The sequence below is a fragment of the uncultured Slackia sp. genome (assembly GCF_959608125.1).
Taxonomy (GTDB): Bacteria; Actinomycetota; Coriobacteriia; order Coriobacteriales; family Eggerthellaceae; genus Slackia.
In genome coordinates this window covers 32,221-55,163 of the sequence record NZ_CAUHPG010000004.1, presented here as the reverse complement: position 1 = coordinate 55,163, position 22,943 = coordinate 32,221, and the positions used below count along the sequence as shown (strand labels likewise).

Genomic DNA, 22,943 nt, shown 5'->3' with positions numbered 1-22,943 from the left:
GCCGGCCGCACGGCGGCCCGGGTCCCCATCAATATTGTCGAAAGGGAGGACAATGGAAAACAAGATCGCTCTCGACCGCCGCACCTTCGTTGCGGGTAGCGCCGTTGCCGCTGCTACGGTCGGCTTGGGTCTGTACGGCTGCGGCGGCGGAGATGACACCGCAGCGACCACCGACGGCGCCGACGGCGCCGCGGTCGAAGGCGGCGCCCTGACGGGTGCTTGCGCCTACACTAGCACCAACTGCAATCCTATCGGTAACAGCTCCGCTTTGATGCTTGCCGCAACCTGGCATGTCTTCGAGGGTCTCTACGATCTGGACCTGCATACCTACAAGACCTACAATGCTCTGGCCGCCGACGAGCCCGTCAAGGTCTCCGACGTCGAGTATGAGGTTACCCTGCGCGAAGGCGCGAAGTTCTCCGATGGCACCGACGTCACCTCTGCCGATGTCGTGAACGCCTTCGAGAAGAACATGGCCGACGCCACCTACGGCGCGTTCCTCGAGTTCATCGACTCTGTCGCCGCCAAGGACGACACCACCGTCACCTTTACGCTGAAGTACCCCTTCGACAGCCTGCTCAAGGGTCGCCTGAGCGTCGTCAAGGTGTTCCCGGCTTCCGCCACCGAGGATGACCTCAAGACCATGCCGGTCGGTTCCGGCCCCTGGAAGTACGTCGCCATCAACGGCGATGACGGCGGCACCATCGAGTTCGCTCCGAACGAGAACTACAACGGCTCCATGAAGGCTACCGCCGACACCATGAGCTGGAACGTGCTGCTCGACGACACCGCTCGCACCACGGCCCTGCAGGAGGCTTCCGTCCAGGTTATGGAGAACGTTCCCGACGCCAACGCCGATCAGCTCTCTGCCGCCGGTGCCACCGTCGAGTACGTCCCCGGCTTCAACCAGCCCTTCCTGATGTTCAACACCAAGAAGGCTCCGTTCGATGACAATCGCGTGCGTCAGGCATTCTTCTATGCTATCGACACCGAGAAGCTCATCAGCAACCAGATGGCCGGCCATGCCGACCTGGTCGAGGGCTTCCTGCCGAAGACCCATGCCAACTTCCACAAGGCATCCACGGTCTACACCTACGACCCGGAGAAGGCCAAGGCCCTGCTCGCCGAGGCCGGCGTCGAGAACCTCGAGTTCACGATGGTTACCAACAACAACTGGGTCAAGGGCCTCGCTGCTCAGATTCAGAACGACCTCGAGGCCGTCGGCATCAAGATGACCAACGCCGAGCAGAAGATCAACTGGTCTGAGTTCGCCGCTCCCGCAGACGGCGCCACGCTCGAGTACGACGTCATGCTGACCCCGGGCGATCCGACTTGCTTCGGCAACGACCCCGACCTGCTCATGAGCTGGTGGTATGCGGACAACATCTGGACCCAGGGCCGTTCTTGCTGGAAGGGCACCGAGGAATGGACCCAGCTGCAGGAGCTCATGCAGGAGGCCCGCGAGGCTACCGGCGACGAGCAGCAGCAGCTCTGGAACCAGTGCTTCGACATCCTGGCCGAACAGGTGCCTCTGTACCCGCTGTTCCACCGCCAGGTTGCCACTGGCTACCAGGCCGCCCAGATCGAGGGCTTCAAGCCGATCGCCACGACCGGCCTCGTCTTCCTCGGCGCAAGCGCCAAGGCGTAAGCATTTCGACGAAACCGTTCGTCGTCCAAGGACCCATCCTTCGGGGTGGGTCCTTTTCTGTCTAGGGCGTCGTATCGCGTCTGGCGGCGGGGGAGGAGCCCGAAGCCGGCTTTCGTCGCATGCCGTTATAATTCGTCTCATCCCTGTGGAGCAAAAAAGAAAGGAACCGTGCCATGTCCGATCTCGCGCGCCGTCCGCTCGTGTCGATCCTCGGCGATTCGATATCGACTTTTGAGGGATGCAACCCCGAAGATTTCGACGTTTTCTACGAAGGGGAGCGTTGCGATCGAACGGGGGTCGAGAGCGCATACGATACGTGGTGGCATCTTGTAATCGATGCTATCGGCGGCGACCTCCTTGTCAACGGGTCGTTTTCGGGGAGCATGGTCGAGGGCGCCGGTTTTCCTGCGGCTTCGAGCGAGCGCCGCATCTCCGCCTTGTCGCGTGACGGAGTGGATCCCGATGTCGTGCTCGTCTTCATCGGAATCAATGATTACGGCTGGGGCGGCCCAGCCAACCAGTCGGCCGGTCGCGGGCGCGCGGTGCCCGATGTCGCTCCTGAGCGCGAAGAGCGGACGGCGCGATTTGCGCCCGTCGGGGCGGCCGAAGCTTTCCGCGACGCCTACGGGTCCATGCTCTCGCGCATTCGCGCGTCGTATCCCGACGCAGACGTGTGGTGCTGCACGCTGTGTCCTGGCAGACTCGCAGGCGCGCAGGCGCCGACATTCATTCGTCGTCTGCGCGGCGTCGACGTGCGGGCCTACGACGACGCCATTCGCCTGCAGGCGTCCGAGCACGGCTGCCGCGTGATCGATTTCGCGTCGTTCGGGCTTGATTACGAGGCGGCAGACGGCACCCATCCCACCAAGAGGGGAATGCGCCAGCTGGCATCGATGGCCGTCCGCTCGATGGCGCGTCAGGGCGTTGCAGTGGATGCGAGGCGGGCTTTCGAACTCGACGCATCGTTCGAGGGGTCCGATATGCATGCGCAAGACGCATGCGATCGTTCCGATTGCCTTGACTGCCCGTTCGCCCGTTCGACGGGGAATTCATGGTCGCTCGTCTGCGAAAAAAACCTCTGACGGGGCTTATGCGCGGTTGCGGCCGCTTTCATGCTCAGAATAAGTCCTTTCGTCGATTTTTTGAACTTCGTGTAAATTCGTATAAAATAAGACAGTTGTTAATTTTCAAAGGCGAGCGGGAGTGCGTTTTGGGCTCGTACGTCCGCTCGCCTTTGGCATGTCCGCTTAACGAAAGGGGGTCGAGGTGAGCAATTTGCTGCGTCTGATCGGACGGCGTCTTATAGCGCTTCCCATCATGATCATCGGCGTTACCATCCTCGTATTCTTCCTCATGGCGCTTTCTCCCATCGACCAGGCCTATTCAGTCCTGGGCGAAAACGCCTCCGAGGCCCAAGTCCAGCAGTATCGCGAAGAGCATGGCCTGAACGATCCCGTGCTCGTGCAGTACGGCAACTTCATGGTCGGCCTCGTGCAGGGCGATTTGGGCACGTACGGCGCGAACAATGCGTCGGTTGCCGACCGCATTGCCGAAGCGCTGCCCGTCACGATGCAGCTCACGTTCATGGGCTTGGTCATCGCCGTGTTTTTCGCCGTCATTCTGGGCGTGATCTCGGCGCTGTACCGCGATCGTTGGCCTGACCAGATCATCCGCGTGTTTTCCATCGCCTTTATCGCCACCCCTTCGTTCTGGCTGGCGGTCCTGTTGATTCTGCTGTTCTCGTCGATGCTGCACCTGCTGCCCGCATCGGGTCCGCTGCCGTCCTTTACGTCCGATCCGGGCGGATGGATCGCACGTATGGCCATGCCGGCCTTCGCACTCGCTGTGCCCGTCATCGGCCAGCTGACGCGCGTCATCCGCACCTCTATGGTCGAAGAGCTCGATAAGGATTACGTGCGCACCGCCCTGGGCGCCGGCATTCCCAAAGCCGTCGTCGTCGCACGCAACGTTCTTCGCAACGCCCTCATCACTCCCGTCACGGTTCTCGGTCTTCGCATCGGCTACCTGATCGGCGGTGCAGTGGTCATCGAGGTCATCTTCAACCTTCCTGGTATGGGCATGGCCATCATCTCGGGCATCCAGTCCAATTACACCATGCTCGTCCAAGGCGTGGTTCTGTGCGTGGCCTTCACGTTCATCATCATCAACATCATCGTGGATATGCTTTATATCCTGATCGATCCGCGAATCAGGACGGTGTAACGTATGGTTCAGCTTAGGAAAAATCTCACCGAGACTATGGAGTCGAGTGCAGGCAAGGTGCACTTCCGCCGTTGGAAGGCTATGAGCATCGGCGCCCGCATCTCCCTCATCGTTCTCGTCATCATCGTGCTGATCGCAGCGCTGGCCAACTTTATCGCGCCGCACAATCCGCTCGAGATCTTCACCGCCCGTCAGGCTCCTGACGCGCAGTTCCTCTTCGGCACCGACGACAAGGGCCGTGACGTTCTGTCGCGCATGATGTACGGCGCTCGTTATTCGCTCGTCATCGGCCTTGGCGCCACCGGCTTCGCGCTTATCTGCGGTTCAATCATCGGTGCACTTGCCGCTGTTTCGCGCAAGTGGGTCTCCGAAGTGATCATGCGCATCCTCGATGTCGTCATGTCCTTCCCAGGCATCGCTCTGGCCGCCACCTTCGTCGTGGTGTTCGGAACGAACCTGCCGTCGCTGATCTTCGCTATCGGCTTCCTCTATATCCCGCAGATCGCCCGCATCGTGCGTGCGAACATCGTCAGCGAGTACAATCAGGACTACGTGCGTGCCGTCGTGGTTTCCGGCGCCCGTGCTCCGTGGATTCTTATCAAGCACGTCGTTCGCAACTGCATCGCTCCGGTCATGGTGTTCACCATCGTGCTCGTGGCCGACGCCATCGTCTTCGAGGCATCGCTCGCCTTCATCAGCGCGGGTATTCCCGAGCCTACGCCGACGTGGGGCAACATCCTTGCCGACGCGCGCGGCGGCGTTCTGTCCGGCCGCTGGTGGCAGGCGCTGTTCCCAGGTCTCGCCATCATGATCACGGTTTTGTGCTTGAACATTCTTTCCGAGGGCATGACCGACGCCATGGCCGCCGCACCCAAGGCAGCCATCAAGGCGAGCGACTCCAACCTCAATAGCGACCGCGAGGCCGACCGCCTGGTCGCCAACCCCGTGCTCGCTTACGAGGCTCAGGCCGAGTCCCTCAAGGAGCGTCTGGCCGCGTTGAAGGAAATCGAGAGCAAGCGCACCGATCGCGCCGAGTCCCATACCGACGACGAGCCCATCCTCGAGGTGAAGAACCTCTGCATCAAGTTCCCGCGCCACGGCGACGTCAACGTCGTCGACAACGTGAGCTTCAAGGTCCGTCCGCATCAGACCATGGGCCTGGTCGGCGAGTCCGGCTGCGGCAAGTCCATCACGTCGCTGACCATCATGGGTCTGATCGACCCCAAGGCGGAAATCTCCGGCGAGGTGCTCTATAAGGGCAAAAACCTTCTGGAAATGTCCCAGAAGGAGATGAACACCCTGCGCGGTCGCGAAATCGCGATGATCTACCAGGATGCTCTGTCCTCGCTCAACCCGTCCATGCTGATCCGCTCCCAGATGAAGCAGCTCACCAAGCGCGGCGGCACCCGTACCGCCGAGGAACTGCTCGAGCTGGTCGGCCTCGACCCGAAGCGTACGCTCGACTCGTATCCGCACGAGCTTTCCGGCGGCCAGCGCCAGCGCGTCCTGATTGCAATGGCTCTGACCCGCGACCCGAAGGTCATCATCGCCGACGAGCCCACCACGGCTCTCGACGTGACGGTCCAGAAGCAGGTCGTCGACCTGCTCAACAAACTGCAGGAAGAACTCGGCTTCGCCATGGTGTTCGTCAGCCACGACCTCGCGCTCGTCGCCGAGGTGGCCAACTCGATCACCGTCATGTACGCAGGCCAGATCGTGGAGCAGGGCTCGGTGCGCGACATCCTCACCAACCCGATTCACGAGTACACGCGCGGTCTTCTGGGCTCGGTGCTTTCCATCGAGGCCGGTTCCGGTCGCCTGCATCAGGTTCCCGGCTCGGTTCCCAGCCCCGCCGACTTCCCGAAGGGCGACCGCTTCACGCCGCGTTCGAGCCACCCCGACGCCGTTTCCGACGTGCGCCCGGTGCTCAAGCAAGACGGCGACTCGAACCATTGGTACGCCGAGCTGCCTGACGAGGAAATGAAGCGTCTCGGCCTCAAGCCGTACGGAGGTGTGCAGTAATGACTGAAACCAAGAGCAACGCCGCGGTTGCGGCGGGCGAGCAGACCCCCATCATCTTCCTCGACGATATCCATGTGGTGTTCAAGACGCGTACGGGCTCGATTCTGCATCCGAACAAGGTGCACGCGGTCAACGGCCTTACGCTGAAGCTGATGCCCGGCGAGACGATCGGCATCGTGGGCGAGTCCGGCTGCGGCAAGTCCACCACCGCCAACGTCATGTGCGGCCTGCAGGCTCCCACGTCCGGCCGCGTGTTCTTCAAGGGCATCGACGTGACCAAGCGCACGGCCGACCAGCGCAAGACGATCGGCCGCGTGATTTCGGTGGTCTTCCAGGACCCCGCCACCGCGCTGAACGCGCGCATGTCGGTCCATGACCAGCTTATGGACCCCATGAACGTCCACAAGGTGGGCACCAAGGACGAGCGCGAGGCCCGCGTGAAGGAGCTGATCGAAATGGTCGGTCTGCCCAGCTCGGTACTCGCCGCGCTGCCGGGACAGCTTTCCGGCGGCCAGCGCCAGCGCGTGGCCATCGCTCGCGCGCTTTCACTCAAGCCCGACGCGATCATCGCCGACGAGCCCACGAGCGCCCTCGACGTGTCGGTTCGCGCGCAGATCTTGAATCTGCTGTCCGACTTGAAGAAGGAGCTCGGTCTGTCCATGGTATTCATCAGCCATGACATTCAGACGGTCCGCTACATCTCCGACCGCATCATCGTCATGAACGGCGGCCAGGCCGTCGAGCAGGGCAAGGCGTCCGAGGTGTTCGAGAACCCCAAGGACGACTATACCCGTCTGCTTCTGGGCGCAGCGCCTTCGCTGCTTCACCCCGATCTGGGCGCGTAGCGTCGCTTCGCAGCTTTCAGGAGACCCGGCTTCGGCCGGGTCTCTTCGTTTTCCCGCATGAGGGGCGTTTTTTCGGATGGCGAAGGACGTGCATTTTGTATAGGGTCTTGCGCCTCCTTGACGCTTTGCGCCTCGGGCCATATAGTTTCGTTGTTTATGCAAACCGAAGAGTAGAGGTAATCACTCATGACTGACATCCAATTCCACGGTGTTATTCCTCCGGTCGTCATCCCGCTGACCGAGGAACGCACGCTCGACCTGGAGGCTCTCGAACGCTCGATCAACCGTATGATCGACGCGGGCGTCGACGGCCTGTTCTTCCTGGGTTCCAGCGGCGAGGTCGCCTTCCTCACCGACGCGCAGCGCTACCACGTGCTGCAGGAGGCCGTGGCTATGGTGCATGGTCGCGTGCCCGTTCTCGCCGGCATCATCGACATGGAGACCCTGCGCGTGGTCGATCAGGCCAAGCGCGCCACGGGCTACGGCGTCGACGGCCTGGTCGCAACCGCGCCCTTCTACGCCCTCGGCGGCCCGAAGGAGACCGAGCGTCACTTCCGCGCTATCCGCGAGCACACCGACCTTCCTCTGTTCGCGTACGACCTGCCTGCTTGCGTCCACACCAAGCTCGACCCCACGATGCTCGTCCGTCTGGGCACCGACGGCGTCATCCAGGGCGTCAAGGACTCCTCGGGCGACGACGTCGCGTTCCGTTGGCTCTGCCTCGAGAACGAAGACGCCGGCCACCCGCTGCAGGTGTTCACCGGTCATGAGGTCGTCGTCGACGGCGCGTACATGTCCGGCGCCGACGGTTCCGTCCCGGGCCTGGCAAACATCGATCCCCACAGCTATGTCGAGCAGTGGCGCGCCGCTCAGGCGGGCGACTGGGACAAGGTCCGCGAGATTCAGGACTACCTTGCACGCCTGATGTTCGTGACCCGCGTGGTCAAGGCGACCGTCGGCTTCGGTGCCGGCGTCGGTGCGTTCAAGACCGCTCTGTGGCAGATGGGCGTGTTCAACACGAACCAGATGCGCGAGCCCGTCCAGAAGCTCGAAGGCGAAGATGTCGAGGCCATTCGCGCCGTGCTCGATCGCGCGGGCATGCTCTAAGCCGTTGCCTCATCGCGCCGTCCTTGCGGGCGGCGCTTTTTGTTTGGGGCGCGTGCTGAAGCGGCGCATGCATCGCTGCGCGCACCGTGTCGGGCGGCCGCGATACCCTGCGGCCGCGTTTCGAGTCGTTATTCGGAGGAAACGATGAAATACCCGTCCACCGTGATCGCCGTCGACGTCGGCGGCACGAAAATCGCCTGCGCGGCCGTACGTTACGAGCGCGAAGGCGAGCAGCCTGTCGTGGAGGGCAAGCGCAGCGTCGCCACGTGCGCTCAGGAAGGCGGCGAGGCGGTGCTCGACCGCATCGTCGGTATCGTGGCCGATATGAAGGCCTTCTTGGATGATGAGGCGTCCCTTGTCGGCATCGGCGTGGGCACGGCGGGTCGCGTGGACGCTCGCGACGGCTCGATCGCCTATGCGAACGAAATCATGCCGGGTTGGACGGGCCGACCCGTCGCTGCCCGCCTGAAGGCCGAATTCGACATGCCCGCCGCCGTGCTGGGCGACGTGCAATCTCATGCCTTGGGCGAGGCCCGCTGGGGAGCCGCACGCGGCGCCCGGACCTGCATCGTGATGGCGCCGGGAACGGGCCTCGGCGGCGGCATCATCGTTGGCGGCCGCATCCTGCGCGGCGCGCACGGCTTTGCGGGAGAAATCGGCGCGACGCCGAATACGCTGCGCGCAGGTGACGGCAATCTCGAATCCGTGGCGGCGGGAAGCGGCATCGAGGCCCGCTACGAAGCCGCCACGGGCCTGCATCTGAGCGGCGCCGAAATCTCCGCCCGCGCCAACGAGGGCGAGCCTGCCGCGCGCGAGGTCATCCAGAATGCCGGTCGCGCGCTCGGAATCGCGCTCGCGGGGTGGGCGAACATGCTCGACCCTGAAATGGCCGTGGTGTCGGGCTCGGTCGTCAAGGCCGGCCCCATCTGGCGCGACGCGCTGCTCGCCGCCTATGTGGAGCATGCTCCCGACGTGCTCGCCGGTCTTCCCGTGCTGGATGCGTCGCTCGGCGACGCCGCGCCTCTGGTCGGCGCGGCCGAAAACCTGCTGGATTCTTTGGAAGGATAGAGATGGATCCCATCATCGAACAGTTGAAGGGCAAGCTCATCGTGAGCTGCCAGGCCTACATGGGCGAGCCCATGCGCCATCCCGAGACCATGGCCCAGATCGCCCGTGCGGCCGAGTTGGGCGGCGCCGCGGCCATCCGTTGCCAGGGCCTCTCCGACATCGCCGCCATCAAGGGCCGCGTCGAGATCCCCGTCATCGGTCTGTGGAAAGAGGGCCACGAGGGCGTTTATATCACGCCGTCCGCCCGCCATGCGCGCGCCTGCATCTCCGCCGGCTCCGATATCGTCGCGATCGACGCGACGGGCCGCCTGCGTCCCGACGGCACCACGTTCGAAGACACCGTCGAGGCCGTGCGCGGCGAGACGCTGATCATGGCCGACTGCGCTTGCATGGACGACGTGCGCCGCGCGGTCGCCGCAGGCGTCGACATCGTCTCCACCACGATGGCGGGCTATGCTCCCGGCCGCGAGAAGACCGAGGGCCCCGACCTCGACTTCGTGCGCGAGGCCGTCGCGGTCGCAGGCGATATCCCCGTGTTCTGCGAGGGCCGCGTCCATACGCCTGCGCAGGCGCGCGAGGCGCTCGAGGCGGGCGCGTTCGCCGTGGTCGTCGGCACCGCCATCACGCATCCCACGAGCATCACGGGCTGGTTCTGCAGCGCCATGGCGTAGGCGAATGGAAGAGAGAAGGAAGGGGCGTGCTCCAGTGACGGAACGCGAGAAAATCCGCGAACTGATTGATGCCGCAGATAAGGCGATAAAATAAGAGCGTTTCGACGATTTGAAGGAATTCTATACCGACGATGCCGTGTTGGTGGTGCGCCCCGGCCTCGAGGTTCGGGGCAAACAGGCTATCAAAGAGGCGTTTATCAAGATCGCGGCATATTTCGACAATAGCGTTGTGCCGACGCAAGGCAAGATGCAGATGATTGAAGCGGGCGATACGGTGCTCGTTCTTTCCCAGACCCTGCTTGATGCCGATAACAAGCAGGATTCCGAATATAGCATGGACCGCAGGGCAACCTACGTCTACCGCAAAGTCGACGGGGGATGGCTTTGCGCGATCGATAATTCCTACGGTACGACGCTGCTCGATTGATTTGCGTCGATGTGGCCGGTAGAAGCGATGCGTGAACGCGTGATCGAACGCGGGCCTCGCGTCGCGGCGGCAAGAGGCGCGTTCATGCGGGTTTCTCAGAGAGAGCTTGCGTGGACGCGCCCTATTTCATGCAGGATACGCGTTGTCGCTCTCCGTTTTCAATGATGATGCGTTCCGACCATTGTATGAGGATGTCGCAGAGTTCGTCGATTGTGTGGGATCGAAGGGTTTCGTTATTGCAGGAGAGTTCCAGTATAGTCTCCTCGTCTGACCATTTCTTGCTTTTTGCGACCGTTGTCATTGCTGATCGAGAGCGAGGGCGGCCAAGCCCATGCGCGACGCAATGGGCTTGCATGACGAAGAGCGATTCTTTAAAGAGCGCCTGTGCCGCATCGTAGCTCGAATCGGGGTCTTGCACCGAATCGAACGCGCAAAGATGGCAGGCGGCATGATAGAGGCCTGCTGCCCCGATCGCGGCGGCCTGTCGCGCCTCGTTTTCCGTCGGAGCTTCGACGATGTCGAGAAGCGATCCGTGCAGTGCTTTCGTGTCGTTGACGAATTGGAACAGCTCGTGACGCGGCCATGCGGCAAGGGCTGCTCGACTGCCGACGAAGCCGCATGCGAGGTCGCTTCGCTCCATCGTCGCCACGATTTCGCGATATCGTTCGATCGTATTCGCGTCGAGCGCGTCGAAGACCGCGACGAAGTCGATATCGCTTTCGTCTCGGGCTTCGCCTCGTGCGCGGCTCCCTTGTATTCCCGCGAACACGAGATGCTCGCCGAAGTGCGCTCGGAGTTTTTCCAGGAGCACTTCGCTCCATTCTTCGATATCTATCATGGTCCTCATCTTTCTCGCTCGAAGCGGGGCGCGTCGTTTTTTTCGGGAAAAGAGGCGCCTGCTCGGAATTCGTCCGTTCGGTCGCGGCGCTTCGCAGGCTTTCTACATTATATTTCCGATGCTCGCGATCGCGACATCCCGTTTTCGTAATGCGAAAACCGTTCGGTTCTTGCAAGGGGCGGCGCTTGCAAGCGGCGTGCGGGTATACTATTACGTTATGGATACTTTCGAAATCATCACCAAAGAAGACGTTGCTCGTGCTGTGTACGAGGCTATCCCGCGGATAGCCTGCGAGCTGCCGGGCGATGTGCTTGCGGCGCTCGAAGGGGCCCGCACGGCCGAGGGCCCGACGCGCGGCGCTTTCGTGCTCGACCAGCTGATCGAAAACGCGCGTATCGCCGCCGCAGACCGCGTGCCGCTGTGCCAGGACACGGGCACGGTGTGGGTCTGTCTCGAAGCCGGCCCCGATGTGCTCGTGCCGGGCGACGTGTTCGCGTTCGTGAACGATGCCGTGGCGCGCGCCTATGACGAAGCGCGTCTGCGCAAGAGCGTCGTGCGCGATGCGCTATTCGACCGCGCCAATACCGGCGACAACACGCCCGCGTTCACCGACGTGCATTTCGTCGACCGCCCCGGCGCCCGCGTGCACGTGATGCTCAAAGGCGGCGGCTCCGACAACGCCTCGCGCGTGGTCATGCTGGCCCCCGGCGCGGGTCGCGAAGGCATCGTGAACGAAATCATGGATTGCGTGTGCGCGAAAGCCGCCAACGCCTGCCCGCCGCTCGTGGTGGGCATCGGCGTGGGGTCGACGTTCGACAAGGTCGCGCATCTCGCGAAGTCGGCGCTGCTGCGCCCTGTCGGTGAGCGCTCGCCCGATCCGCGTGCGGCGGCGTTCGAACAGGAGATGCTCGACGCGATCAATGCCACGGGCATGGGCCCCGGCGCCCTTGGCGGGCGCACGCTCGCGCTCGATGTACATGTCGAAACGGCGCCGTGCCATATCGCCGCGCTGCCGCTTGCGATCAACATGGGCTGCTCGGCCATGCGTCGCGCGACGATCGAGCTTGCGCCCGCATCGAAGGGAAGGGGAGACCGATGAACATGGAGCAGAAAAGGGTTTCTCTTCCGCTTGACCGCGCAGCGCTGCGCGGCCTGCATGCGGGCGATGCCTGCCTGCTTTCCGGCGAGATGTTCATGCTGCGCGATGCGGGCCACGTGCGTTTGCTCGCCGAGCTCGAGGAGCAGGGGAGCCTTCCGTACGGGCTCGACGGCGCGACCATCTTCTACGCGGGTCCGTCTCCCGCGGCGGCGGGGCGTCCGTTCGGAGCGGTCGGTCCGACCACCGCATCGCGCATGGATTTCGCGGCGCCGACGCTTTATCGCGCGGGCATCGCGGCGACGCTCGGCAAGGGCGTGCGCGGCTCCGAAGTGGTCGAAGCTTGCAAAGAAACCGGCTCGGTCTACTTCGTGGCGACAGGCGGCGCGGCTGCGCTTCTGGCCCGATGCGTCGTGTCGGGCGAAACGCTCGCGTACGACGACCTAGGAACCGAAGCTTTACGGCGTATAGAAGTTTCTGACCTGCCTGTTTTTGTTGGAATCGACACCCAGGGGGAATGCATCTATGACTAGTGCGGATCGCTTCGCCGCGCCCGCAGGCACGTCCTCGCGCGGCGTTTTCGTCACCTTCGAAGGCGGAGAGGGCGCGGGCAAATCGACCCATGCGGCCGTCTTCGCCGACGCCTTGTGCGCCGCCGGCCGCGAAACGCTGTGCCTGCGCGAGCCAGGCGGCACCCGCATCGGCGAGCAGCTTCGCTCGGTGGTGCTCGACCCCGCCAACGGAGAAATGGCCGCCATGTGCGAGCTGTTCGTCTACGAGGCCGCCCGTGCGCAGCTGGTGAGCGAGAAAATCGCGCCCGCTCTCGAACGCGGCGCCGTCGTGCTGTGCGACCGCTTCTGCGATTCCACGGTGGCGTATCAGGCATACGGCCGCGGCCTCGACGAGGATGCGGTGCGGCGTGCCAACGACGTCGCATGCCAGGGCGTTCGTCCCGACATGACCGTCGTGCTCGAGGCGCCTTCGGCCGCCTCGGGGCTTCGCCGCGCCGAGACGGTGGCCGAGCCCGACCGCCTTGAACGCGCGGGCGAGGCGTTCCACGAGCGTGTGAACGAGGCGTTTCGCGCGATCGCGGCATCCGAGCCCGAACGCGTACGCGTGGTCGTGTCGCAGGATTCGATCGAAGAGACGGCTCGCGCCGTGTTCGAGCATTTCGAGGACCTCTTTCCCGAGCTTTCGCTCGATGAGGTCCTGCGCGCCGCCCGCGAGGCCGCGGCGCGCCGCGCTTCGGAATCGAGGCTCTGATGGCCGATGCATTCGAAGAGATTTTCGGACAGCCGCGCGTGCGCGAGTTCCTACGCGCGTGCGTTTCCTCCGGCAAGGTGAGCCACGCCTATCTGTTCTGCGGGCCTTCCGGTTCGAATAAGACGAAGGCTGCGTTTTCGTTCGCTCAGGCGATCTTGTGTTCGGGCGATCCGTGCGCCGATTGCGAGGGCTGCACATCCGCGTCATGCGGCCAGATCGCGCGCAAGACGCATCCCGACGTGCACTACCTGGCGCCCGAAGGCGCGCAGGGCTACGTGGTCGAGCAGATTCGCGATCTTGTGGCCGACACGTCGCTTGCGCCGATCAAGGCGCGCAAGAAAGTCTATATCGTCGACCGCGTCGATCTTCTGGGTACGGCGGCTGCCAACGCGTTCCTTAAAACGCTTGAGGAGCCTCCGGCCGACGTGGTGCTGATTCTGCTCGGACGCACGCGTGAAAGCGTGCTGCCCACCATCGTTTCGCGCTGCCAGGTGGTTCCATTCCGCCACATCCCGGCAAGCGAGGCCGCGGGCATCCTCGTTCAGAACACGGGCTGCACGCTGCCCGAGGCATCCATCGCCATCGAGGCCTGCGGCGGTTCGATCACCAAAGCCGCCGAATTTCTGCGTTCGAAGGAACGCGCGCAGTTCCGTCGCAAGACGGTCGCGGCGCTCGCCTCGCTGGCTCGGGCCGACGACATCGACGTGCTCGAGTACGCCGCCGATATCGTGCTCGCCTCCAAGGCGCCGCTCGATGAGGTGCGCCGCGAACAGGAACGTATGATGGAGGAGCGCGCCGAATTCCTTCAGAAGTCCGCGCTCAAGACGCTCGAGATGCGCAACAAACGTGCCTTTTCGCAGGCGAGCTTCGAGCTGCTGCGTCAGGTGGCAAGCATCACGCGCTCGTGGTTGCGCGATGCGGGCGCGATCTGCTCGGGCGCCGAGGACCTGGCGGTCAACGTGGATTGCATCGACGCATTGCGCGACTGTGCCGCGCGCACCGACCTGGCGCGGGTTTGCGAAGCTTTGGAACGCGTTTCGGCCGCCGAATCGGCCATCTCGTATAATGTATCGCCGCAAGTGAGTATCGAAGCCATGCTTTTCGAGATAAGAGAGGTACTGTATGCCTAACGTCGCCGCCGTCAGGCTGACCTATAACCCCAAGGTGCTGTGGTTCGATCCCAACGGGGTCGAATTCGCCGCGGGCGATGCGCTCATCGTGCGCACCGAGCGCGGTTTGGAATACGGCATTGCCGATGAAGACCTCAAGAAGGTCGAGCAGAAGGCCCTCAACGCGCTGAAGTGCGCGCTCAAGCCGGTCGTGCGCAAGGCGACGCCCGAAGATGCGCAGGTCTGGAAAGAGATGCAGGACAAGGCCGCCGAGGCATTGCCCGTGTTCAAACAGATGGTTGCCGAGCATAAGCTCGACATGCACCCCGTGACTGTCGAGTTCCTCTTCGACGGCGACAAGGCCGTCTTTTACTTCGAGGCCGAAGACCGCGTCGATTTTCGCGAATTGGTGCGCTCGCTGGCCGCTCGTTTCCACGTGCGTATCGACATGCGCCAGATCGGCGTGCGCGATGAGGCTCGTATCGTGGGCGGTCTCGGACATTGCGGCCAGGAACTGTGCTGCAAGCGCCTGGGCGGCGAGTTCAACCCGGTGTCCATCCGCATGGCGAAAGACCAGGACCTCTCGCTCAATCCCCAGAAGATTTCGGGCGTGTGCGGTCGCCTGATGTGCTGCCTGCGCTACGAGGCGGATGCCTATAAAGAGTTCAAGTCGCGCTGTCCGAAAATGAACTCCATGGTGTCGACGCCCGAGGGCGACGCCAAGGTCATCGACATCAACGTGCCGCGCGAAACGGTCACGATCATGGCGGGCGACAAGCGCGTCAAGATTCCCGTGTCCGAGATGGAGACCGATAAGAAGACGGGCAAGCCGGGAATCGTCCCCGCCGATGTCTATGACGAGTGCGTGAACAAGGGAAATGCGCCTACGGTTCCTTCCGAGGTGCTGGTCACCCCTATGTTCACCGGAACCGACAAGCTGGCCGACAGCACAGCACGCAGCGCTTCGTCGCGCAATCGCGACGAAGAGAAGAAACGTTCCTCGCGCCGTCGCCGCCGTTCCGGTCGCTCGGGTTCGCAGGCGTCGTCTTCCTCGTCGCAGGAATCGTCGTCCAAGCAGCAGCGCCAGCAGGGCGATAAGCGCGAGCGCGGAAAGCAGTCTCAGCAGGGCGGAAAGTCCCAGCGTCAGCAGGGCGCGCTGAAGCAGGGCGGCAAGCAGCAGGGCCAGGGCAGGCCGCAGTCCGACAAGCCCAGGACCCGCAGGCCGGGCCAGCGCTCGTCGGGCCTTTCCGACGTGCGCGCCCAGGACAAGCAGCGTTCGTCGCAGCAGCCGCGTCAAAACCAGTCTCAGCCCCAGGCGTCCTCCGAGCATCGCAAGTCGCGTCGCCGTAGCCATAAGGCGCAGGGCGCCGATCCGCGTCAGGACCGCTAGAACCCGCCGCCGCATGTCATCGCATGCGGCGGTTTTGCATAAGGGCGCCCGCACGCCCCTCGAGAAGAAAGGATTCCGCCCATGACCGAAACGCCGCTTCGTCATGAAGGCCGCACCACGCTGGCCTACGCGCTTCTGATCGACCTCTACCAGCTCACCATGGCTCAGGGCTATTGGGAGAACGGCAAGGCCGACGAGCAGGCGTGTTTTCACATGTTTTTCCGCGACAATCCTTTCAAGGGCGGATTCGCGATCGCATGCGGCGCGGCCCAGCTCGCCGAGATGATCGACGGCTTCGCCTTCTCCGACGACGACATCGCATATCTCGCGTCGCTCGACGCGCCGGGCGGCGGCGCGCTGTTCGACCGCGATTTCCTCGACTACCTGCGCACGATGCGCCTGACCGTCCAGGTCGACGCCGTGCGCGAGGGCACCGTGGTCTTTCCGATGGAGCCCATCGTGAGGGTGACGGGCCCGATCCTGCAGTGTCAGCTGCTGGAAACCGCCCTTCTGTGCTGCATGAACTTCCAGACGCTGATCGCCACCAAGGCGGCGCGCGTCTGCCTAGCCGCCGAAGCCCCCGTGGCCGAGTTCGGCCTGCGCCGCGCCCAAGGAGCGGGCGGTTCGCTGTGGGCGAGCCGCGCCGCGGTGGTGGGCGGCTGCGCGTCGACGTCGAACGTGCTCGCCGGCAAGATGTTCGATATTCCCGTGTCGGGCACCCATGCCCATTCATGGGTCATGGCGTTCGACGACGAGCTCGAGGCGTTTCGCGCCTACGCGAAGAGCTTCCCGACCAACTGCGTGCTTCTCGTGGACACCTACGATGTCAAGCGCGGCATCGACAACGCCATCACGGTCGGCCTCGAGATGCGCGAGAGGGGGGAGCGCCTTTCGGGCATCCGCATCGATTCGGGCGATTTGGCGTGGCTTGCGCGCTATGCCCGCGAGAGGCTCGACGAGGCGGGTTTGACCGACTGCGGCATCGTGCTGTCGAACGATCTGGACGAATACACCATCAAGTCCATTCGCGACCAGGGTGCCCAGGTCATGTCGTGGGGCGTGGGCACCAAGCTCGCCACGGCCTACGACCAGCCTTCCCTGGGCGGCGTGTACAAGCTTTCGGCGACGCGCGCCTCTTCCGACGATGCGTGGTCGGCACGCCTCAAGGTGTCCGAGCAGTCTTCCAAGCTCACCCTTCCGGGCGTTTTGGACGTGCGCCGCTATCGCTTCGCGGACGGACGTCTGGCGGGCGACATGGTGTTCGACGTCAATGAGCCCATCGACGAGAACGGCACGATCATCGACCCCGCCGACCTGCTGCGCTGCAAGGAGCTCGGCGGCCTCGAATACGAGACGCTGCTCGCCCCGCTCGCGCGCGGGGGCGAATCGGTGCTGCCCGACGAGGAGCGTTCCGCCCAGGCGGCCCGCGGCCGCACGATCGAAGGCCTCCGCCATCTCGATGAATCGCAGAAGCGTTTTCTCAACCCTCATTCGTATCCGGTAGGCCTGGAGGCCGGGCTGTGGCATCGCCGCGCCGAAATGGCAGCGTCGCTGCGCGCGGCCCGAACTCCGCTCCGTTAAGAATGCGCGCGTATTCCGAGCAGCGTCCGGATGCTTGCGGTGGACTACAATATCGATACGAAAGGCCGCGTCGTCTTCGGGCGGCGCTTCGATAAGGCAGGTGCGTCATGATCAAACTTCTTACCGATTCGGTGGCTTCCATCCCGGCACATGATGCCGAAGCGATGGGAATCGATGTCATTTCCCTTTACGTCTACGAAGGCGATGTAGAGCACGTCGACGCCGAGATGGACCTCGACGCGTTTTATGCCAGGCTTCCGCAGATGTCCGACGACATTCCCACGTCGTCGCAGCCTTCGCAGCAGGCTTTCGAGGAATATTTCGAGAGGGCGGCTGCGCAAGGCGACGAGGTGCTCGGCGTGTTCATCTCGTCGAAGATGTCGGGCACGTTCGACGGGGCGTTGCGCGCGGCACGAGCGGTCCATGCCCGCAATATCGATTTCAAGGCGGCCATCGTGGACACGTATTCGACCGGCTGGGATCAGGCGTACTGCGTTCTCGCCGCCCAAAAGGCTATCGCCCGGGGCGCATCGCTCGAAGAAAGCGCGCGTGCCGCCGTCGAGGCCGTCGAACGCACGCGTTTCCTGTTTTCGCCGACGAATTTGACGTTTCTGCAGAAGGGCGGCCGAATCGGCGCGGCGAAGGCGCTGCTCGGCAATCTGGTGCGTATCGTTCCCGTGCTGACCGTGCGGGACGGCATGCCGCTCGATATCGCCAAGGCCCGTACGCAGAAGAAGGCCATAGCCCAGGCGTTCGAAATCTTTAAAGCGGATGCTGAAGAGAAAGGGCTCGAGGACGCCGTGGTACACTATATCGGTTCGCCTGACGACGCTACGGAATGGGCACGCACCGTGGTCGAGCCGTTTTTGGGCCGTGCCGTGCGCGTGTTGCCCGTGAGCCCCGTCGTCGGCCTGCACGTCGGCCCTGCTATGGGCATCGCTTATACCTGCGCCCGTCCGCTCGAAGGCAAGCTTACCGAGAAGGCGGACCTGGTTGCATTCGTGCGATAGGCGTTTTTCCGACGCTTTCGCTGAACTATCACTTACGAAGGGCCTCGGCCCGAGAGGAGCCATATGACCGCTCGCTGCAATCTGATTGTCGATTCCTGTTGCGATCTGCCTTTTGACGTGGTCGATCGCGACGGCGTCTATCTGATCGAATTCCCGTTCCTGTTCGGAGAGGAAGAGCATCTCGACGACCTGGGCCGCAGTATGTCCGCGCATGATTTTTTCGAGCGCATGCGCGCAGGGGAGCAGCCCACTACCGCACAGGTCTCCATCCCTGCGTTCACGCAGGCTTTCGAGGAGGCTGCGCAAAACGGCGTTCCTACGGTGTATTTGAGCTTCTCATCGGGCCTTTCGGGAAGCTACGACGTTTCTACCATCGTATACGATCAGGTCAAAGAGCGTTATCCCGATATGGAGCTGCATATCGTGGATACCAAGCTCGCATCCGTCGCCGAGGCGCTGTTGGTCTATGAGGCTATCCGTCAGCGCGAATCGGGGTTGACGGCCGCCGAGCTGGCGGCATGGGCGAGCGAGGCCCGTTATTTCGTGAATGCGCTGTTCATGGTCGACGATCTTGAGAGCCTGCGCCGTGGCGGCCGCATTCCCGATTCAGTGGCTTACGCCGGCGCCAAGCTCGATGTGAAGCCCCTGCTCACTATCGGCACCGATGGCAAGCTTTCGCTGAAAGGCGTCGCGCGCGGGCGCAAGAAGGCGATCAAACAGCTGGTCGAATACTACTTCGAGCGTCGTGACGAAAGCGGTTTCTCCCAGTGCGTGGTCACGGGGCATGCCGATTGCCCGAAGGACATGGAGCGCCTGCATGATGCGGTGACGAAACAAGACGAGAGCGTGCTGTTCATGGACAGCGCCATCGGCCCGGTTATCGGCAGCCATGTCGGACCCGACATGCTCGCCATCGTGTTCTGGGGCAAAGACCGCCGCGAAGACCTGTCGGTCGCCGACCGCATCGCCCGCAAGGTGAAAGGGGCATAGGCCCGCTTTCGGAAACGGGTCGTTTCTTTCGTGCCGAGTCGTGTCGGGAGGATGCATGTTCGAAGCATATCTGGAGCATTGCGAGCTGTGCCCGCGCAAATGCGGCGCGAATCGATCCGCAGGGCAGCGCGGGGTATGCGGCGCGGCCGGCGAGCTGCGTGTCGCACGCGCGGCGCTTCACTTTTGGGAGGAACCTCCCATCTCGGGAGACGAAGGCAGCGGCACCGTATTCTTTTCGAACTGCCCGCTGCATTGCGTGTATTGCCAGAACGCCTCGATCGCCAACGGCAGATCGGGTGCCGATATTTCGACGGATCGCCTGGCGAAGATATTTCTCGAGCTGCAAAACAAAGGCGCGCTCAACGTGAATCTGGTCACGGCGACGCATTACGCGCCCCAGGTCGTTGAGGCGCTCGTCCGTGCGCGAGAGGCCGGTTTGCAGCTTCCCGTGGTCTGGAATACGTCGGGTTATGAAACTCCTGAGACAATCGGCTTCGTGACGCCCTATGTCGACGTGTTTCTGACCGATATGCGCTATGCCGACCCCGCTACGGCGAAGGCGTATTCCCATGCGCCCGATTATCCTGCGTCGGCTCGCGCCGCGCTTGCGGCCATGGCGCGCACCGACGCCGACATCATCGTGCGCATTCTCGCGCTTCCCGGCCATCTTGACGAGGCGAAAGAAAACGTGCGCTTCGTTTTCGAGACGTACGGCGATCGCGTGACGCTGAGCATGATGAGCCAGTACACGCCGCCCGCGTCGTGTCCCGGCCACCCCGAATTGGAACGCAGGCTATCGGCCGAGGAATACGAGGAGCTTCTCGATTTCGCCGACTCTATCGGCTGCGACGAGTACTTCTGGCAGGATGGCGACGCCGCCGAGGAGAGCTTCATCCCTGATTTCGACAGCCTTGAAGGCGTCGTTGGCGAGGGGCTTTCTTCGCGTTAGGCCGCTGCTCCTTACTTATATACAACTGGTCCGCTGCCGGTTTCGGCGCGGCAGTATGTGAAAACGCCCCCGAACGGCGCCGCGGTTAGATTCCGCAGGTCGTTCGGGGGCGTTCGTCATGCGCGGGATATCGCTACTCGGCGTACGAGATCCTGACGCCTTTCGTATCGCATTCGAGCACGTGGACTTCGAATGAGGGGTAGAGGGCGGCGAGGCGGGCGCGCAGGCTTTCGGCCACCAGCCCGTCGGCCGTTACGGCCATCATGGTCGATCCCGACCCTGAAATCCACATGGTGCAGGCGCCGCCTTCGAGGCAGATGCGCCTGACCTCATCGTAGTCGGGGATGAGCGTGCGACGGTAGGGTTCCTGGAGCTTGTCTTCGCACGCCGCGGCGATCAGCTCGACGTCGCCCGTCTCGAGTCCGCGGGTCAATCCCGAAATGCGGCCCATCTGCCAGACCGCGGTGGAAAGGGGCACTTCCGTGGGCACGATCTTGCGCGCGCTTTCCGTTTTCACCTCGTAGGGAGGGATGACGGTGATGAACTTGAGGTGGTGGTTCACGTCGTAGCGGATGCAGCGCGGCAGCTCGCCTTCGGGCGTGAACGAGCAGACGAGCGATCCCATGATGGCGGGCGCCACGTTGTCGGGATGGCCTTCCATCCGGGTGGCGATGCTGACCGCTTCGGCGCGGCCCACGATGCGGCCCGTCAGCGCGGCAGCGCCCATGATGCCTGCCACGGTGCAGGTGGAAGACGAGCCGAGCCCGCGCGAAACGGGAATGTCCGTATCGATGTGGATCGAGATAGGGAAGGGCTCTTCGCCCCAATGCTCGAGCGCCAGGACGAACGAGCGGTACACAAGATTGTTCTCGTCACGGTACTTCTCGGGGCATCCGGTGATTGTCAGCTCGTCGGCGCGGTCGAAGGTGAAATGGGAATACAGGCCGACCGCCATGCCGAGGCAGTCGTAGCCGATTCCGAGATTCGCCGAGGTGGCGGGGACGGAAATCTTCACGCTCACAGCAGCTCACCGCACTTTCCTTCAACGTAGACGGGCATGTCGGCGGCGTCCATGACGTCGTCGAAACGGACGGTCGCGTTTTCGAGGGACGCGAGGGCGGCGGGGGCCTTCACGCCGCTTTTCTCTTCGAGCGCGCGCATGCAGTCGAAATCGGTGCCATCGGCGGGAAGGCCGAGCGCGGCGCAGACGTCGCGGCAGAACTTGTACGGACTCGCGGTGGAAAGGACCACGCGCGCCACGCCGTCGGCTTTCGGGACGCGCTGCGAAACGCGCCATGCCACGGCGGTGTGCGGGTCGAGGACGTAGCCCGTTTCCTCGAAGCATTCCTTCATGGCGGCACGCGCCTCGTCGTCGTCCGCGAAGCCGCAGGCGAAGGTCTCCTGGATGCGCTCGAGCATGGACGCGGGCACTTCGTAGCGGCCCGTTTTCGCCAGGTCGTCCATCAGGCGCGCCACCAGATCGGCGTCGCCGTCGCTCATGTAATAAAGGAGACGCTCGAGATTCGACGAAATCAGGATGTCCATGCTCGGCGAGATGGTCTTATGGAACGGGCGGTTGCGGTCGTAGACGCCGCTGGTCAGGAAGTCGGTCAGGACGTTGTTCGCGTTGCTCGCCACGATCAGCTTGCGTACGGGAAGGCCCATGCGCAGGGCGAAATATCCGGCCAACACGTCGCCGAAGTTGCCGGTGGGAACGCAGAAGTCGACTTTGTCGCCGCATTCGATCGCGCCCTGGCGCACCAGCTGCGCGTAGGCGTCGAAGTAGTAGACCACCTGGGGTGCAAGACGGCCGATGTTGATGGAGTTGGCGCTCGAGAGCACGACGCCCTGTTCGCGCAGGCGCTCGCGCAGCGCCTCGTCGGAGAAGATGCGCTTCACGGCGCTTTGCGTGTCGTCGAAATTACCGCGAACGGCGCCGACGGCCACGTTGCCGCCCTGCTGCGTGACCATCTGGAGGCGCTGGATTTCAGACGTTCCGCCGTGGGGATAGAACACGGTGATGCCGAGGCCGGGCGTATCGGCGAAGCCTGCGAGGGCCGCTTTGCCCGTATCGCCGCTCGTGGCGGCGAGGATCATGATGCGCTCGCTGGTCGATGCGGCGGCGCGGCTCATGAGCTGCGGAAGCATTTGCAGCGCGACGTCTTTGAACGCGCTCGTGGGGCCATGGAAGAGCTCCAGGATGTAATCGTCGCCCACGTTCACGACCGGGACGGTTTCGGGGGCGGCGAAGGTGTCGCCGTAGGCGGCTTCGACGCATGCGGCGATTTCCTCGTCGGTGTAGTCGTCGAGCAGGATTTTCAGGATGAGCGCTGCGTTTTCGGCATACGCCTGCGCGACGATGCGGTCGAGGTCGACGCGCTCGGCCCCGAGGCCGTCGGTGACGTAAAGACCGCCGTCCGGCGCTAGTCCGTCGAGCACTGCCCGTTTGGCCGAGCACTCCTTCACGCTAGAGCGTGTGCTGTGGTACATTGATGCCATTCGACTACTCCTTGGCGTTTCGCAGATGGGAATGAGGCCTTGTCGGCCGTGGTTTCGGCTAATACTAGCAAGAAAACGCGCGCCCGGCGCGACCTGTCGGGGAAATGACCGACCCGTTCCCGCTGCGGTTAACACGGATGTAACGAGCGGCCCGGCTTCGTCCGTGCGCCCGCCTTGCCCGTGCGTCGAAGAGGCCGGCAACCGAAT

At 63.4% G+C, this 22,943-nt stretch carries 21 protein-coding genes; 18 read left to right on the top strand and 3 right to left on the bottom strand.

All coding sequences use genetic code 11. From position 1 onward, the window contains the following. The first annotated feature begins 52 nt into the window (after positions 1-52). The 9 genes from Q6E04_RS02285 (at position 53) to Q6E04_RS02245 (ending at position 10,011) form a co-directional block, all read left to right on the top strand. On the top strand, positions 53-1,648 hold the full coding sequence (locus tag Q6E04_RS02285; RefSeq protein WP_303249203.1) for an ABC transporter substrate-binding protein: 1,596 nt from the start codon (positions 53-55) through the stop codon (positions 1,646-1,648). 173 nt (positions 1,649-1,821) lie between these two features. Then, on the top strand, positions 1,822-2,730 hold the full coding sequence (locus Q6E04_RS02280; RefSeq protein WP_303249202.1) for an SGNH/GDSL hydrolase family protein: 909 nt from the start codon (positions 1,822-1,824) through the stop codon (positions 2,728-2,730). A 184-nt stretch (positions 2,731-2,914) separates the two neighbouring features. Beyond that, positions 2,915-3,871 (top strand): ABC transporter permease, encoded by a 957-nt coding sequence (locus tag Q6E04_RS02275; protein WP_303249201.1) that lies wholly within the window; start codon positions 2,915-2,917, stop codon positions 3,869-3,871. A 3-nt stretch (positions 3,872-3,874) separates the two neighbouring features. Continuing rightward, the gene (locus Q6E04_RS02270; protein WP_303249200.1) at positions 3,875-5,893 is read left to right on the top strand and encodes a dipeptide/oligopeptide/nickel ABC transporter permease/ATP-binding protein; all 2,019 of its coding nucleotides are present in this window, start codon (positions 3,875-3,877) and stop codon (positions 5,891-5,893) included. Beyond that, positions 5,893-6,738 (top strand): ABC transporter ATP-binding protein, encoded by an 846-nt coding sequence (locus tag Q6E04_RS02265; protein WP_303249199.1) that lies wholly within the window; start codon positions 5,893-5,895, stop codon positions 6,736-6,738. Before Q6E04_RS02270 ends, Q6E04_RS02265 begins: the two co-directional genes overlap by 1 nt. 186 nt (positions 6,739-6,924) lie before the next feature. Continuing rightward, entirely contained in the window at positions 6,925-7,845 is a 921-nt protein-coding gene (locus Q6E04_RS02260; protein WP_303249198.1) for a dihydrodipicolinate synthase family protein, read from the top strand. A gap of 144 nt (positions 7,846-7,989) precedes the next feature. After that, positions 7,990-8,913, top strand: a complete 924-nt coding sequence (locus tag Q6E04_RS02255) for an ROK family protein (RefSeq protein ID WP_303249197.1) — start codon at positions 7,990-7,992, stop codon at positions 8,911-8,913. Between the two features lie 2 nt (positions 8,914-8,915). Further along, the gene (locus tag Q6E04_RS02250; RefSeq protein WP_303249196.1) at positions 8,916-9,584 is read left to right on the top strand and encodes an N-acetylmannosamine-6-phosphate 2-epimerase; all 669 of its coding nucleotides are present in this window, start codon (positions 8,916-8,918) and stop codon (positions 9,582-9,584) included. A 109-nt stretch (positions 9,585-9,693) separates the two neighbouring features. Beyond that, positions 9,694-10,011, top strand: a complete 318-nt coding sequence (locus Q6E04_RS02245) for a DUF4440 domain-containing protein (protein ID WP_303249195.1) — start codon at positions 9,694-9,696, stop codon at positions 10,009-10,011. 121 nt (positions 10,012-10,132) lie between these two features. Here Q6E04_RS02245 and Q6E04_RS02240 read toward each other — a convergent pair whose 3' ends face one another. Next, complete coding sequence (locus Q6E04_RS02240; protein WP_303249194.1) at positions 10,133-10,858, bottom strand: nucleotidyltransferase domain-containing protein; 726 nt, start codon at positions 10,856-10,858, stop codon at positions 10,133-10,135. 208 nt (positions 10,859-11,066) lie between these two features. Here Q6E04_RS02240 and Q6E04_RS02235 point away from each other — a divergent pair, with 208 nt between their 5' ends. The 9 genes from Q6E04_RS02235 to Q6E04_RS02195 all read left to right on the top strand — a co-directional run bounded on the left by Q6E04_RS02235 (position 11,067) and on the right by Q6E04_RS02195 (position 20,237). Further along, entirely contained in the window at positions 11,067-11,948 is an 882-nt protein-coding gene (locus Q6E04_RS02235; RefSeq protein ID WP_303249193.1) for a fumarate hydratase, read from the top strand. Further along, positions 11,945-12,478, top strand: a complete 534-nt coding sequence (locus Q6E04_RS02230) for a fumarate hydratase C-terminal domain-containing protein (RefSeq protein WP_303249192.1) — start codon at positions 11,945-11,947, stop codon at positions 12,476-12,478. The genes Q6E04_RS02235 and Q6E04_RS02230 overlap by 4 nt, the downstream gene beginning before the upstream one ends. Next, a complete protein-coding gene (gene tmk / locus Q6E04_RS02225; RefSeq protein ID WP_303249191.1) occupies positions 12,471-13,208 on the top strand; it encodes a dTMP kinase in 738 nt (245 codons plus the stop codon). Before Q6E04_RS02230 ends, tmk begins: the two co-directional genes overlap by 8 nt. Further along, the gene (locus Q6E04_RS02220) at positions 13,208-14,338 is read left to right on the top strand and encodes an ATP-binding protein (protein WP_303249190.1); all 1,131 of its coding nucleotides are present in this window, start codon (positions 13,208-13,210) and stop codon (positions 14,336-14,338) included. Before tmk ends, Q6E04_RS02220 begins: the two co-directional genes overlap by 1 nt. Beyond that, a complete protein-coding gene (locus Q6E04_RS02215) occupies positions 14,331-15,707 on the top strand; it encodes a regulatory iron-sulfur-containing complex subunit RicT (protein ID WP_303249189.1) in 1,377 nt (458 codons plus the stop codon). The genes Q6E04_RS02220 and Q6E04_RS02215 overlap by 8 nt, the downstream gene beginning before the upstream one ends. A gap of 81 nt (positions 15,708-15,788) precedes the next feature. After that, a complete protein-coding gene (locus Q6E04_RS02210; RefSeq protein ID WP_303249188.1) occupies positions 15,789-17,288 on the top strand; it encodes a nicotinate phosphoribosyltransferase in 1,500 nt (499 codons plus the stop codon). 107 nt (positions 17,289-17,395) lie between these two features. Continuing rightward, positions 17,396-18,298, top strand: a complete 903-nt coding sequence (locus Q6E04_RS02205) for a DegV family protein (RefSeq protein ID WP_303249187.1) — start codon at positions 17,396-17,398, stop codon at positions 18,296-18,298. 63 nt (positions 18,299-18,361) lie between these two features. Continuing rightward, positions 18,362-19,288: a DegV family protein gene (locus tag Q6E04_RS02200; protein WP_303249186.1), complete on the top strand. Its 927-nt coding sequence runs from the start codon at positions 18,362-18,364 to the stop codon at positions 19,286-19,288. A gap of 55 nt (positions 19,289-19,343) precedes the next feature. Next, positions 19,344-20,237 (top strand): radical SAM protein, encoded by an 894-nt coding sequence (locus tag Q6E04_RS02195; RefSeq protein WP_303249185.1) that lies wholly within the window; start codon positions 19,344-19,346, stop codon positions 20,235-20,237. 133 nt (positions 20,238-20,370) lie between these two features. Here Q6E04_RS02195 and thrB read toward each other — a convergent pair whose 3' ends face one another. Together thrB and thrC are read right to left on the bottom strand one after the other, a co-directional pair. Then, positions 20,371-21,258, bottom strand: a complete 888-nt coding sequence (gene thrB, locus Q6E04_RS02190; protein ID WP_303249184.1) for a homoserine kinase — start codon at positions 21,256-21,258, stop codon at positions 20,371-20,373. Beyond that, positions 21,255-22,736 carry a threonine synthase gene (gene thrC / locus Q6E04_RS02185; protein WP_303249183.1) on the bottom strand — a complete coding sequence of 494 codons (1,482 nt, stop codon included), beginning with the start codon at positions 22,734-22,736 and terminating at the stop codon, positions 21,255-21,257. Before thrC ends, thrB begins: the two co-directional genes overlap by 4 nt. Positions 22,737-22,943 lie beyond the last annotated feature (207 nt).

What these genes read in the sequence shown, in the direction of transcription:
- Q6E04_RS02195 (WP_303249185.1), top strand. Translation starts at nt 19,344, where the DNA reads ATGTTCGAAGCATATCTGGAGCATTGCGAGCTGTGCCCGCGCAAATGC.
- Q6E04_RS02250 (WP_303249196.1), top strand. Translation starts at nt 8,916, where the DNA reads ATGGATCCCATCATCGAACAGTTGAAGGGCAAGCTCATCGTGAGCTGC.
- Q6E04_RS02205 (WP_303249187.1), top strand. Translation starts at nt 17,396, where the DNA reads ATGATCAAACTTCTTACCGATTCGGTGGCTTCCATCCCGGCACATGAT.
- Q6E04_RS02235 (WP_303249193.1), top strand. Translation starts at nt 11,067, where the DNA reads ATGGATACTTTCGAAATCATCACCAAAGAAGACGTTGCTCGTGCTGTG.
- Q6E04_RS02230 (WP_303249192.1), top strand. Translation starts at nt 11,945, where the DNA reads ATGAACATGGAGCAGAAAAGGGTTTCTCTTCCGCTTGACCGCGCAGCG.
- Q6E04_RS02240 (WP_303249194.1), bottom strand. Translation starts at nt 10,858, where the DNA reads ATGAGGACCATGATAGATATCGAAGAATGGAGCGAAGTGCTCCTGGAA.
- Q6E04_RS02280 (WP_303249202.1), top strand. Translation starts at nt 1,822, where the DNA reads ATGTCCGATCTCGCGCGCCGTCCGCTCGTGTCGATCCTCGGCGATTCG.
- Q6E04_RS02260 (WP_303249198.1), top strand. Translation starts at nt 6,925, where the DNA reads ATGACTGACATCCAATTCCACGGTGTTATTCCTCCGGTCGTCATCCCG.
- thrC (WP_303249183.1), bottom strand. Translation starts at nt 22,736, where the DNA reads ATGGCATCAATGTACCACAGCACACGCTCTAGCGTGAAGGAGTGCTCG.
- Q6E04_RS02210 (WP_303249188.1), top strand. Translation starts at nt 15,789, where the DNA reads ATGACCGAAACGCCGCTTCGTCATGAAGGCCGCACCACGCTGGCCTAC.
- Q6E04_RS02265 (WP_303249199.1), top strand. Translation starts at nt 5,893, where the DNA reads ATGACTGAAACCAAGAGCAACGCCGCGGTTGCGGCGGGCGAGCAGACC.
- Q6E04_RS02215 (WP_303249189.1), top strand. Translation starts at nt 14,331, where the DNA reads ATGCCTAACGTCGCCGCCGTCAGGCTGACCTATAACCCCAAGGTGCTG.
- Q6E04_RS02255 (WP_303249197.1), top strand. Translation starts at nt 7,990, where the DNA reads ATGAAATACCCGTCCACCGTGATCGCCGTCGACGTCGGCGGCACGAAA.
- Q6E04_RS02270 (WP_303249200.1), top strand. Translation starts at nt 3,875, where the DNA reads ATGGTTCAGCTTAGGAAAAATCTCACCGAGACTATGGAGTCGAGTGCA.
- tmk (WP_303249191.1), top strand. Translation starts at nt 12,471, where the DNA reads ATGACTAGTGCGGATCGCTTCGCCGCGCCCGCAGGCACGTCCTCGCGC.
- Q6E04_RS02220 (WP_303249190.1), top strand. Translation starts at nt 13,208, where the DNA reads ATGGCCGATGCATTCGAAGAGATTTTCGGACAGCCGCGCGTGCGCGAG.
- Q6E04_RS02200 (WP_303249186.1), top strand. Translation starts at nt 18,362, where the DNA reads ATGACCGCTCGCTGCAATCTGATTGTCGATTCCTGTTGCGATCTGCCT.
- Q6E04_RS02285 (WP_303249203.1), top strand. Translation starts at nt 53, where the DNA reads ATGGAAAACAAGATCGCTCTCGACCGCCGCACCTTCGTTGCGGGTAGC.